This window comes from Psychrobacter sp. S1-30-MNA-CIBAN-0213 (assembly GCF_040309845.1).
GTDB lineage: Bacteria > Pseudomonadota > Gammaproteobacteria > Pseudomonadales > Moraxellaceae > Psychrobacter.
Window position 1 is genome coordinate 18,822 of sequence record NZ_JBEOPE010000014.1, and the last position, 12,071, is coordinate 30,892.

Consider the following 12,071-nt stretch of genomic DNA (forward strand, 5'->3'; position numbering starts at 1 on the left):
CTAAGGCTATAAATAATTACTATAGATTGATATAGGTGTGAGATTAGGAGAAGGTTTTGGATAGAGCACAGTTATAGTTTTTGACATCAACCCCAAACATAGTTTGGAGTCAATAAAATGCTATTCATATTTAAAACCAACTACTTTCCCAAAACTACATTCAACTCTTCAATAAAGGTACGAATGCGCTCAGCATTTTTGCCCAAATCGCTACCGCCAACCCGTGATTTACTGCGAATATCGACCAGACGTTCGCTACCTTCATCAGTTACACGTATGACGACATCATCTTGAAAGCCAAACCATGTCGTAGTATCTGTGGCCTCAATGATACCTGCGCTCGCATCATTATTTACGAGCTCCCAGCCCAAATTATTGACGGCTTTTTCGGTAGCTTCCATTAGTTCAGACTTTGGTTGCGTATAGGTTAGTGTTTGCAGTTCAGGATAGGCATCACGTTGTTGCTCTGCAGTCTCAATGCCATCGTACGCGGCAGGATTTGGTGCGTCAGCGCGTAGTGGGGCAATAGCCACAAATTCAGGTGGGTTAATTAAATCGGTCGAAATATCATGGATAGGCGGTACACTTTTAGCAGTATTCATCATGCTAAGTGGAATAATGATAGCAATCGCAGAAAGTACCACTGCTGTCAATGCGCTACTAAGCCTGACTGTATCACGCTTAAATAACACTTGTATACCCAGCAGTACAAGTGCAGCGATACCAGCAAACACGCCAAATTTGAACCCTGTAAATGCAGTACCTAAGTCAAGAATACCAAATTTATAAAGCGGACCTGGTAATGCGACCAGCAAAAAGGCGATTAAGCTGACGAGACTAACTAGAATTTTCATTAGATTTCTCCGTTATGATTGAATCACTGCTTAACCATTATTTGATTATTGCTTAGTCATGGCGCTAATTAATCTCGTTTATTATTCAACAGCCAAATATGCTCTGTCACTGCCAACTTTGGCGCTGAATGTAAACTTGCGACGACGCTTTCAAGCTCAGTAATTTGATAATGGCTACCGTAATATTGCTGCACTTGTGGGCCATTAATTGAAAATGGCGGTCCATCCTTTTTACTTTGATCATAATTTAACGTTAGTAAAATTTGTGAAGTATTGCGACTTAGCTGCCGTACTTGCTCACTATACGATGGACGCATATCGGCTGGCAAAGCAATTAATGCGGCTTTGTCATACACTGCATCAACATTACCGATATCTTCAGCAGTCAACGCAAAAATATCAGCGACCCATAGCGTGACTGTCTGTTCTGCAAGCGGACCCTGATAATATTTAACGGCTGGATTACCCGCATGCTGATGGACGGTAGGGGTGATATTCTGCTCAGCAAAAAACTCTTGTACGGCTGTTTCAACCAATTCAACGCCAACCACGTCATAGCCCTGTGCTGCTAGCCAAACCATATCAATCGACTTACCACATAAAGGCACATAAATTCGGCTACCAGCAGGCAAGTCTAAATGGTTAAAGTGCTTTATTAATAACGGATTAACCTCAGACTGATTAAAACCGATTCGTTTTTCCTGCCAGCGTGTTTGCCAAAATTCAGGGTTCATACGTTCGCCTTTATTCGTTAAGGTTTATATTATTATTTGTTTTTATAATAACCTTTTAAGTGATAATGCTAAAGGTATTAAAAAGCCAAACACTTATATAATAAGCATTTGGCCTTAATTAAATACTACGCTAGAAATTTATTACGAATGAATAACTTTTTATTTAAACTGCCGTTTAGCTCACCATGTATTTACTAAATTCTTTACGTAATTTGGCAAGCTTTGGTGGTATCGCAAAGTTGCAATAAGCTTGTCCTGGGTTTCTGTTAAAGAAGTCTTGATGGGTTTCTTCTGCTTGATAGAATTCAACAGCAGGATGTACTTCTGTGACCACATTGACGCCCATATCGCGCAATTTATTGATGGTACGGTCAACGGTTGGTTTTTGATCTTCGTCAGTGTAAAACACCACGCTACGGTACTGACTACCAACATCATTGCCTTGACGATCCATCGTGGTGGGATCATGGGTGGCAAAAAACACATCGAGTATTACCTCTAACGGTACGATGGATTCATCAAACTCAACATTGATAACTTCAACATGTCCGGTGTTGCCACTGCAGACCGCTTCATAGTTAGCAGATACCGCGTCGCCACCCATGTAACCTGAGACAACAGATTGCACACCTTTTACTGATAAAAATACTGATTCGGTGCACCAAAAACAGCCACCGCCTAATATAATGGTTTGCATAGTTTTTCCTATTATTATTGCTATAAAGGTGAGCTAAGGTCTTTATTTGATTGCAATGTTTTCACTTTTCAATGACTTATTGCTTTCAATAATTTATTACCCTTAGCTCTACTTAATCAGCTTAACAGGCGAGCCAAACGCGATAAGTAACAAACAGTAATGTTATAATGGGCTTTTGCTACGTTAGTCTGCTCTGGGCTAATGCTATTAGTCACATATAGTCAGTGAGATATAAAATCTATCCGTTAACAGCCACGTGCTACTGGTATAAATTTTCCTTGCGTGCTGCGTTCCCAGAGGCTGCGAAAAATTCATCTCAGTAGCACTTTCTCGGTTTTAAAGAGAATCGACTATAGCATTAAACAAATTTGCTGAATAATCCCCAACCAAAGTTCCATTATGGAAACCAAAAATCAAAAACGAGTCGCACCATGAGCCAAGCCAAGCCTGCTATCAAACATGACACCTTATTCACTACGCCACTGGATAAAGCCGCACGCTTTTCTTTCGATGAGCAGGTGGTGGCTTGTTTCCCTGATATGATTCGCCGCAGTGTCCCTGGTTATGGTCAAGTGTTGGCGATGCTGCCTATATTTGCCCGTCGTCATTGTAAGTATCGTCAACAAGATGATAGCGGTCAGCGTGTCAGTCGTATTTATGATTTGGGCTGCTCACTTGGTGCAGCAAGCATGACGTTGGCAGGCGAGTTTGAGCCGCAAGATTTGCAGATTAAAGCGATTGATATCTCACCAGCGATGACGACTGAAGCGACTACTTTACTGAGTGATAATTATCCTGAGCACGACATTGAAGTCATCACTGCTGACATTCGTGATGTCAAGCTTGAACCATGTGATATGGTCATCTTAAACTTAACCTTACAGTTTTTACCAGCTGCTGATAGGGTGGCGGTATTAGAGAATATCTATAACGCCTTGAGCGAGGGCGGCATATTGGTGCTGACTGAAAAGACCCATGCTTTTGATGAACAATACGATGCGTGGTTGGTTGAGCGTTATTATGATTTTAAACGCGCCAATGGCTATACTGAAATGGAAATCAGCGGCAAGCGTAATGCGCTAGAAAACGTCCTTATTACCGATACCTTAGACGAGCATCATGCGCGTTTAACACAGGTTGGTTTTGAGCGTCATCTTACGTGGTTTCAGTTCTTAAACTTTGTCTCTATTGTGGCGTTTAAATAAAAACTATTCTTGGCAATATAGTCTTTTATAATATCCTTCGATCAACATGGTAATCCGCTTTTATGCTTAACGACACTATTCTCCACGCCGAACGTGAACTGTATTTAACCTTGCTCGCATTAGCGCAGCAGCAGCCAAGCGCTTATGAGTGGCTGGCGCAATTGCCGAAATGGCTAGGTGATATAAAAGACAAAGCCAACTATGCGCATGCGCCTGCTTACCAAGCGTCGGTGGCGCGTTTGCCAGAACTAACCGTTAATACTGTCGATCTCAACAGCGATACGTTAACGATTGAGGCAAGTCTTAATGAGTCTCAGCGCAAACAAACGACAGCACTGCTCAAGCAGCTAATGCCGTGGCGTAAAGGGCCGTTTCAAATTGGTGGTAAGTTTGGCGATGATGAGTCAGGTATTAAGATCGATACCGAATGGCATAGTGATTGGAAATGGCAGCGAGTCGCACCGCATTTGGGCACATTAAAAGGTCGGCGTGTACTCGATGTGGGTGGCGGCTCTGGTTATCATGGTTGGCGTATGGCAGGGGCAGGCGCGGATACGGTTATCATCATAGATCCGTCATGTCTGTTTTACCATCAGTTTATGGCGATTCGTCATTTCGTTGGTACTGCCGATGCCCATGAGACAGGCCGCTATCGTACTCATTACATTCCTGTACCGCTTGAAGCCTTGCCTGAGCACAGTCAGTTATTTGATACGGTATTTAGCATGGGTGTGCTGTATCATCGTCAGTCACCGTTTGAGCATTTGCAACAGCTCAAAGGGCAACTGGTAAAAGGCGGTGAGTTGGTGCTTGAGACCTTAGTCATTGAAGGCGATGCTAATACCGTACTGGTGCCGCATGACCGTTATGCGCAGATGAATAACGTATATTTCTTACCGTCGGTGGCGGCATTAATCGGTTGGTTAGAAAAAGCAGGGTTCACTGACGTCCGTTGCGTCGATGTGGCAATGACCTCGACTGAGGAGCAGCGCAAAACCGAATGGATGACTTATCATTCATTAGCAGATTTCTTAGATCCCAATGATGCTACAAAGACCTTGGAAGGTTATCCTGCACCGATGCGCGCGACCATCATTGCCAACAAGTAACTTCGATTAGAAAACGCTGCTAATTAATTGCTGACCATCAAGGTCATATGCTTTTTTATAAACATACTGACTGATTACTGCTGAGTTGCAAGGACGCAATATGGCAAGTTTAATAAAAACCCTAAAACAAGACTGGTCATTGTCCGCCTCGGTAGCCGGTTTTTTAGCCGTGCTTATCGCTTATGCTGGGCCGTTGGTTATATTTTTTCAGGCGGCGCAAGCAGCGCAAGTATCCGATGCAATGATGGCGTCTTGGATTTGGGGCATCTCTATCGGTGCTGCCATACCCGGTATTTATTTATCTATCAAATATAAAACACCTATCGTGGCTGGTTGGTCGGCGCCTGGTACAGCGTTACTTGTCACTTTATTTCCGCAGATGAGCATCAATGAAGCGGTTGCTGCTTATATTGTCTCTGCCATTGCCATTTTTTTAGTCGGTATCACCGGATCATTTGATAAGATCCTAAAGTGGATTCCAAACGGTATTGCCGCTGGCATGATGGCGGGTATTTTATTTCAGTTTGGTTTGGATCTGTTTGTGGCGATGGATACCATGCCTGTCATCGTCTTTAGTATGTTGGCGTGCTATTTATTGGCCAAACGCTTCTCACCACGATATACCATGATTTGGGTGTTGTCATGCGGCGTTATATTAAGTGTTTTATTTGGCAAAATGAATCCTGTCGATATTAACTTGGCAATAACCATACCTAAATTTATATCGCCAGAATGGACGTGGCGCTCGGTATTCAACCTTGCGCTTCCGCTCATTCTTGTCAGCTTAAGCGGACAGTTTTTGCCCGGTATGGCTATCCTGAGGTTGAGTGGTTATGACACGCCAGCGAAACCTATTGTAAGTGTTTTTAGCGTTGCTTCTATCGCAGTCGCTTGCGTCGGTGGCATTACCATTGCGTTGGGCGCTATTACTGCCGCTCTATGTACCGGAAAAGATGCACATGAATGTAAAGACAGGCGCTATATTGCTGGTATCGCCAACGGTATCTTTTATATCTTAGGAGGCTTGTTCGCTGGTAGTATTGTGGCGGTATTTAGCCTGCTACCTAAAGAGTTGATTGCAGCGCTGGCAGGACTTGCACTAATTAGCGCTATTTCAGCTAATATTCATATTGCGATGAAAAATGACAGTCAAAGAGAGTCGGCCTTGATTACTTTTTTAGCCACTGCATCTGGTATGCAGTTTCTAGGGTTGAGCTCGGTATTTTGGGGTGTGCTTATCGGTATGATTGCCTATTATGTATTAGAGCGTATTATGCATTCGTCAACGATAAAGGCTTAGATCAGCCACTTTTTAAAGGCGACTTCTAATAGCAGCTTGAGCAAGAAGCCCACAAAACCTGCTCCCAAAGCTAAAAATATCCAAAAAGTACCAGCACGACCGGCTTCGGATTTTTTAGAAATATCCCAAACAATAAAGAATAGAAACGCAATAAATATGGGTAGCAATACGTACAGTCCCCAACTGGTAACGGTACTAGCAGCAATAGCAAACATGGCATAATCCTATAAAGTAGTAACGTGTCCTCTATTTATATCTATTATTCTATAGCTTCTTTTCGTAACAATCGCCCTAACAAAGAAAGCGGGTCACCACTTATAAAATAAGCAGTGATAAATAAAATAAACGAGCAGTAAATAGAGGAGTACAATACAAACCGTCATTATAACGCGGAAGTGAGTTGGTATAAACTGTCGCTATTAGTGGGGCAACAGGAACGCTACAATTAGCATGGCAAATTTATCATCGCCAATTAGCAATATCATCCTATTCATACCGTATTAAATTGGCCTAAATTAAATTAAAAGGCTGACAAGTCTGTTATCTATATTAATTATCAGTGCCAGCTATCATAACAGTAAGATTTTAGCGCTAATTTTGGTGCAAATAGTGCAATAAAGCGCAAAGATTGTTATATTTACAGGTTACTTATCTTTTTACACTAATTTCTCCCCTACAAAGTCAGTCGCTATAGTCAATCCACTATAAAAGAGTTACAGCATTAACCTCGCTTGAAGTATTACTTATACATCTGCACTCGGTTGCCTTGACCCTCTTTTAAATTGAATCAACTATATTATAATAAGCAGTTATCGACTGCGCGCATTCACTACATTTCATACTGTTTTTTGTTGTTTATTTAATTGAGTTCAAATCCCTATGTCACAAGCCCAAATTGATACGCTAGCATCCCTATTTAATGATGCTATTCGCACCCTACAAGCTGATGGTGAGCTACCAGCTGATTGGCAGAATAATAGCCAAATTACTCGTACTAAAGACCTTAGTCATGGTGATTTTGCTAGTAATATCGCGCTCACGGCTGCCAAAGCAGCTAAGACCAACCCACGTCAGCTTGCTGAAAAGATTGTCAGCGCGTTACCTGAAAACCAAAATATTCGCCAAGTAGAAATCGCAGGCCCGGGGTTCATTAATGTATTCTTAAATGCCGAAGCTAAATTTGCCGTATTGGACGATATTTTTAAGTTGCAGGAGCGTTTTGGTTTAAGCGATCAGTTTGAAGGACAAAAAGTACAAGTTGAGTTCGTTTCTGCCAATCCAACGTCTAGCCTACATGTTGGTCACGGACGCGGTGCCGCATTCGGTATGAGCGTGGCAAACCTGCTTGAAGCAATCGGTTATGACGTTACGCGTGAGTATTATGTCAACGATGCCGGTCGTCAAATGGATATCTTGGCGACCAGTACTTATTTACGTTATCTAGAGACCAATGGTGAGCAAATAGTATTCCCAGTCAATGGTTATCAAGGTGACTATGTCAGTGATATTGCCCAGACATTAAAAATGCAACATGGTAATAGCTATGTACATAGCTTTGCAGAAATTGCTAAAGATGTGCCAGAAGATGCTCAGTTTGAGATAAACGCTGATGGCGAAAAGACATTGCTGTCAGGCGATAAAGAAGCGCACATCGATGGGCTTATTTTCAACAGCAAAGCCTTGCTTGGCGATAGCTATGAGCTGTTTTTAAATGCGGCATTAAGTAGTATTTTAGCCGATATCAAAGACGACTTAAACGACTTTGGCGTACGCTATGAATGCTGGTTCAGTGAAAGATCTATTGATAGCGAGATTGAACCTGCCCTGCAAGTGTTAGATGAAAAAGGCTATCTATACGAAAAAGACGGTAATATTTGGTTCAAATCGACTGATTTCGGTGACGAAAAAGATCGTGTTGTACGCCGTGCTAACGGTCAGACGACCTATTTTGCTTCTGATATTGCTTATCATAAAAACAAGTTTGATCGCGGTTTTGATAAAGTCATTAACGTCTGGGGCGCAGACCATCATGGTTATGTACCACGGGTAAAAGCGGCACTATTAGCGCTTGGTATCGATGCTGAACGTCTTGATGTGGTATTGGTACAGTTTGTGGCATTATGGCGCGGTAGTGAAAAAGTGCAAATGTCGTCACGTTCGGGCAAGTTTGTCACCTTACGTGAGCTGCGTCACGAAGTGGGTAATGATGCGGCGCGTTTCTATTATGTGGCACGCAAACCTGAAGTACATGTTGATTTTGATTTAGAGCTTGCCAAATCACAAAGTAAAGATAACCAAGTTTATTATATCCAGTACGCACATGCGCGTGTTTGCCGAGTGTTAGAAAAGCTGCAAAAAAGCGGTCTTGTTGTGAACGATGCGATTGGTCTTGAGCATCAAAACTTGCTCACTGCCCCTAATGAAGATGAGCTGATTAAACTACTAGCAGGTTATCCGGCGACATTACTACGAGCCGCGACAGGTTACGAGCCGCATGTATTGACCAATTATCTAAAAGATTTAGCCGCGTTATTTCATGGTTGGTATGACACCAATCGTATTTTGCCTGTAAGCTTGACCTCAGGTGAGACGCCAAGTCAGGAAGAAGTTGATTTGATGCAAGCGCGTCTACGTTTGTCTAAAGCCGTACGTCAAGTATTGGCCAACGGGCTTAGTTTATTAGGGTTGTCTGCACCGTCTAGCATGTAGTACAGATACAGGCGACTGATAGCAATAATTTGATTATGATAGATAGATTCAGTAGGGAGAAAGAGATCCATGCTAGCCAAAAAACCTAAAGGTGCGACTGAAAAGCGCAAATCAAGTAGCGTATCAGGCTTATTATGGATGTTTGTCGGGGCCATATTAACCCTTATGATCGGGGTATTTTTATACCTCTCACCATTATTTAACTTTAGTCCTGCTGATAGCACTGCTGGGACAGACCCTGATCGTCAGGTACAACAACGTGTTGAGACCGATACTGATAATAGCGATTATGAGTTCTATGATATTTTGCCCAATCAAGAAATGGCCACTATTCCTGATGAAGATATTGGTGAGACAGGTGACGGTCAAGTAGGTGATATGGGTGCTTTTGAGCCAGATGTGGTTGTCACTCAGCCTAAAAATAACTCTGCCAGTCGCAATGATGATACAGGTAACTTCGGTATCTCTGAAAGCACCGTTATTGAGCCTAATCGTGGTAATAGTGCGGCAACTAACAATAGTGGCGATGATATTGTTATTGTCGAAGAAGATGCAACCTATGATGGGTCAGCGCCTGCTGGAAATACGGCAAACCGAGCAAATAACACAGGTGCGGGTACTGCAAGCATCCAACAAGCTAAACCTGCTGCCACTTATATTTTGCAAATCAATAGCTTCGGTGATGCGGATGAAGCCGATCGCCGCCGTGCGCAAGTACTGATGGCTGGTGTAGACGCTAGAGTTGTGAAAAATACGACGGGTAATGGTTTGCCAATTTATCAAGTCATTTCGCGCCCGATGAATAGCCGTCAAGCAGTGACCACTGCACAGCAGCGCTTACAAAATAATGGGATCGACTCTATTATCGTTGAGCAGCGTCGTTAGTTTTAACTATCTATAATAGTTTTAGTCATCTGTTCATGATAAAAAAAGCGTCGTAATGACGTTTTTTTTATCTCTTATTTTTACTCAGCTGTTTTATTGTACCTTGCTTATCAAACATCCACGAAGAGTATAGCTATGACTGTATCTAACTCCGCAACAGCATCTACTGGCATGATTAAAACATTTTTTCAAAAGTATTTTATCGATGCCTTTACAGGTATGGCTCTAGGTCTGTTTGTCACCCTGATTGCTGGTCTTATCATCTCACAAATCGGTGGCTGGTTAGACTTGCCCGCATTGGTCGCTGTCGGCAAGCTGGCTTCGATTTTGATGGGCGCTGGTATCGGAGTGGGTATTGCTTATTACCTTAAAGCACCAACGTTAGTCATGCTCAGTTGCTTGGTAGCAGGCATGCTTGGGGCACATTCTGAAGCACTAATGGCAGGGACGCTTTTCACGTCGCAAGTGGGCGGACCTGCAACCTTTGTGGCTTTACCTGGTAATCCGATAGGGGCGTATCTGGCCTCAGTATTCGCCTATCGCGCTGGTACTTGGGTCGCGGGTAAGACTAAGCTCGATATTTTGTTGGTGCCGTTATTAGTATGTGGTGTTGCTCTATTGGTCTGTGCGCTACTTAATCCACCTATCGTCGCTGCTGTCGATGCCATTGGACAAGGTATCCAAGCGGCCACTGAGCTACAACCATTATTAATGGGTATTGTCATTGCAGTGGTGGTTGGTATTTTATTGACACTGCCAACTTCAAGCGCGGCGATTTGTATTGCCATTGGGCTTGGTGGTTTGGCTGGTGGGGCAGCTGTCGTTGGCTGCGCAGCACATATGATTGGCTTTGCCGTTGCCAGTTTCAAAGATAACGGTGTGAGTGGTGTAGTATCTCAAGGTCTCGGCACGAGTATGCTACAAATTCCTAATGTATTAAGAAAGCCGCTAATACTATTACCAGCAGTTATCGCTAGCGCCATCGTCGGTCCTATCGCGACGGTAGGCTTTGGACTAGCCTGTACGGCTACAGGCGCTGGTATGGGAACTGCGGGACTGGTCGGCGTGTTTGGCGTTATTGAAGCGTCGCAAGGTATTATGAGCACAACGGAGTTATGGACAGCGATTATTTTATTAATGTTTATATTACCAGCTGTGATTGCTGGAACAGTCGCTTATGTGATGCGCCGTATGGGCTGGTTAGTTGCTGGTGATATGAAGCTGCCTTAAGCTTTATAAGTTTGAATATCTTTAATGATTTCTAAAATAGAAAAGCCCAGCTATCTAAATTAACTGGGCTTTTTATACGGGAAATTTTGGCTATATCTTAAGCGCCTTTTTAACGACGAACATCTTTGGGGGCATCACCGTTTGGCCAATCTTTATCTTTATTAGCTTTTACAGGGCGTGGTAAATGAGTAAAGTAGCCAGCAATATCGACCGCTTCTTGATCACTTAGCGAGTTGCCTTGCCCAAATGGCATTTTACCTTTGATAAAGGATGCAGCGGTATAAGTTCGTGCCATACCTGCGCCATCGTTAAAGGACTTGTCTCCGGCAACAGCTGGATAAACATAGGTGCCATCATCGTTATACTGACCTTCTCCATTCTCTCCATGACAAACGCTACATTTTTCAGCAAATAGTTTTTTGCCATTATCACTGTTTGGCTCTAAGGTTTTATCTACCTTAACAAAGCCACGGCCTTCAGGTGAGACGCCGTAAGGTAAGTCTTGCGACAACCAGCTCATATAAGACACCATTGCGTTCATATCATCTGAACCTAAATCAAGCGCCTTGCCATTCATTGAGCGCTCAAAACAACCATTGATCCTCTCTTGAATGGTATTGACACGACCAGCACGTGTGCGATAAATAGGATAAATACCTGGCATACCGTTCCAAGGTGCAGCGTAGGCTTCTGAACCGTTGCCCAAGTGACAGCTGGTACAGTTAAGCTGGTTGCCCACGTTATCTGGCAATTCTTTATAAGTATGATTGGCAATTTGTAGGCCACGGCGTACCGCTGCGCCAAATTCATCATTTGGAATAGTAGACTCATCTGGCATGCTAATGGTTAGTTTGGCACTTGGCTTTGCGATCATGTCCTCTCTAATTTCTGCTGCACGTGCTTCAAGTGATTTTACTCGTGCTAAGGCTTCAGCTTCTTCGACACGGTCAACAGCTTTGGTATCAGTTTCACTACAAGCTGTCATGCTCGCAGTACCAATAGTAAGGATAGCAGCCATGAGGATGGAAAGGGAAGGCTTGACCCTTAAGTTGGTTCGTAAAATTATTTTCATTGGAATATCCTTATTATAAAAAATAATATGTAAATCCGTATTTTCGTGATAACTTAATCTGCATGATGACAATAATAAACTTAATTTTCGTGGAAACGATTGAATAAGTAATCAATCTGTGAGTTGCCAGTAACATTATTGTATCAAATATAAATATGTAAAGTATATAAAAACGTAAAGTGTTTTTATATTTAAGATAAATGTTAATTTAATTTTATTAAATATAAGAACCTTTCTATTATTCTATTGATAAAAAAAGCGCTTAAACATTGCTAG

General features: G+C 42.6%; 11 protein-coding genes. 6 read left to right on the plus strand and 5 right to left on the minus strand.

The features are described 5' to 3' along the window. Nucleotides 1-140: 140 nt before the first annotated feature. The 3 genes from AAEY87_RS11880 to msrA form a co-directional block, all read right to left on the minus strand. Complete coding sequence (locus AAEY87_RS11880; protein WP_350657342.1) at nucleotides 141-854, minus strand: DUF1499 domain-containing protein; 714 nt, start codon at nucleotides 852-854, stop codon at nucleotides 141-143. A 68-nt stretch (nucleotides 855-922) separates the two neighbouring features. After that, entirely contained in the window at nucleotides 923-1,588 is a 666-nt protein-coding gene (gene tmpT / locus AAEY87_RS11885) for a thiopurine S-methyltransferase (protein ID WP_350657343.1), read from the minus strand. 175 nt (nucleotides 1,589-1,763) lie between these two features. Further along, nucleotides 1,764-2,285, minus strand: a complete 522-nt coding sequence (msrA, locus tag AAEY87_RS11890; RefSeq protein ID WP_350657344.1) for a peptide-methionine (S)-S-oxide reductase MsrA — start codon at nucleotides 2,283-2,285, stop codon at nucleotides 1,764-1,766. 431 nt (nucleotides 2,286-2,716) lie between these two features. Here msrA and cmoA point away from each other — a divergent pair, with 431 nt between their 5' ends. The 3 genes from cmoA (at nucleotide 2,717) to benE (ending at nucleotide 5,899) form a co-directional block, all read left to right on the plus strand. Further along, nucleotides 2,717-3,490, plus strand: coding sequence for a carboxy-S-adenosyl-L-methionine synthase CmoA (gene cmoA, locus AAEY87_RS11895; protein WP_068329580.1), 774 nt, complete (start codon nucleotides 2,717-2,719; stop codon nucleotides 3,488-3,490). Nucleotides 3,491-3,552: 62 nt separating this feature from the next. Then, nucleotides 3,553-4,599, plus strand: coding sequence for a tRNA 5-methoxyuridine(34)/uridine 5-oxyacetic acid(34) synthase CmoB (gene cmoB, locus AAEY87_RS11900; RefSeq protein WP_350657346.1), 1,047 nt, complete (start codon nucleotides 3,553-3,555; stop codon nucleotides 4,597-4,599). A gap of 100 nt (nucleotides 4,600-4,699) precedes the next feature. Beyond that, nucleotides 4,700-5,899, plus strand: a complete 1,200-nt coding sequence (gene benE, locus AAEY87_RS11905; protein ID WP_350657347.1) for a benzoate/H(+) symporter BenE — start codon at nucleotides 4,700-4,702, stop codon at nucleotides 5,897-5,899. Here benE and AAEY87_RS11910 read toward each other — a convergent pair. After that, complete coding sequence (locus AAEY87_RS11910; RefSeq protein WP_068038123.1) at nucleotides 5,896-6,114, minus strand: DUF2788 domain-containing protein; 219 nt, start codon at nucleotides 6,112-6,114, stop codon at nucleotides 5,896-5,898. The two genes, benE and AAEY87_RS11910, sit on opposite strands and share 4 nt — an antisense overlap. A 664-nt stretch (nucleotides 6,115-6,778) precedes the next feature. Between AAEY87_RS11910 and argS the strand changes: the two genes are divergently transcribed. From argS to AAEY87_RS11925, 3 genes are all read left to right on the plus strand, one after another. Next, nucleotides 6,779-8,608: an arginine--tRNA ligase gene (gene argS / locus AAEY87_RS11915; RefSeq protein ID WP_350657348.1), complete on the plus strand. Its 1,830-nt coding sequence runs from the start codon at nucleotides 6,779-6,781 to the stop codon at nucleotides 8,606-8,608. Between the two features lie 69 nt (nucleotides 8,609-8,677). Next, the gene (locus AAEY87_RS11920) at nucleotides 8,678-9,493 is read left to right on the plus strand and encodes an SPOR domain-containing protein (protein WP_350657349.1); all 816 of its coding nucleotides are present in this window, start codon (nucleotides 8,678-8,680) and stop codon (nucleotides 9,491-9,493) included. A 135-nt stretch (nucleotides 9,494-9,628) separates the two neighbouring features. After that, on the plus strand, nucleotides 9,629-10,723 hold the full coding sequence (locus AAEY87_RS11925; protein ID WP_350657350.1) for a PTS sugar transporter subunit IIC: 1,095 nt from the start codon (nucleotides 9,629-9,631) through the stop codon (nucleotides 10,721-10,723). A 109-nt stretch (nucleotides 10,724-10,832) separates the two neighbouring features. On the opposite strand, the gene AAEY87_RS11930 is transcribed toward AAEY87_RS11925, so the two are convergent. Beyond that, nucleotides 10,833-11,795, minus strand: coding sequence for a c-type cytochrome (locus AAEY87_RS11930; RefSeq protein ID WP_068329567.1), 963 nt, complete (start codon nucleotides 11,793-11,795; stop codon nucleotides 10,833-10,835). Between the last annotated feature and the right edge of the window lie 276 nt (nucleotides 11,796-12,071).

Bases quoted from the DNA above. Each gene is read 5' to 3' on its own strand.
- AAEY87_RS11880 (WP_350657342.1), bottom strand. From the start codon at position 854: ATGAAAATTCTAGTTAGTCTCGTCAGCTTAATCGCCTTTTTGCTGGTC.
- tmpT (WP_350657343.1), bottom strand. From the start codon at position 1,588: ATGAACCCTGAATTTTGGCAAACACGCTGGCAGGAAAAACGAATCGGT.
- msrA (WP_350657344.1), bottom strand. From the start codon at position 2,285: ATGCAAACCATTATATTAGGCGGTGGCTGTTTTTGGTGCACCGAATCA.
- cmoA (WP_068329580.1), top strand. From the start codon at position 2,717: ATGAGCCAAGCCAAGCCTGCTATCAAACATGACACCTTATTCACTACG.
- cmoB (WP_350657346.1), top strand. From the start codon at position 3,553: ATGCTTAACGACACTATTCTCCACGCCGAACGTGAACTGTATTTAACC.
- benE (WP_350657347.1), top strand. From the start codon at position 4,700: ATGGCAAGTTTAATAAAAACCCTAAAACAAGACTGGTCATTGTCCGCC.
- AAEY87_RS11910 (WP_068038123.1), bottom strand. From the start codon at position 6,114: ATGTTTGCTATTGCTGCTAGTACCGTTACCAGTTGGGGACTGTACGTA.
- argS (WP_350657348.1), top strand. From the start codon at position 6,779: ATGTCACAAGCCCAAATTGATACGCTAGCATCCCTATTTAATGATGCT.
- AAEY87_RS11920 (WP_350657349.1), top strand. From the start codon at position 8,678: ATGCTAGCCAAAAAACCTAAAGGTGCGACTGAAAAGCGCAAATCAAGT.
- AAEY87_RS11925 (WP_350657350.1), top strand. From the start codon at position 9,629: ATGACTGTATCTAACTCCGCAACAGCATCTACTGGCATGATTAAAACA.
- AAEY87_RS11930 (WP_068329567.1), bottom strand. From the start codon at position 11,795: ATGAAAATAATTTTACGAACCAACTTAAGGGTCAAGCCTTCCCTTTCC.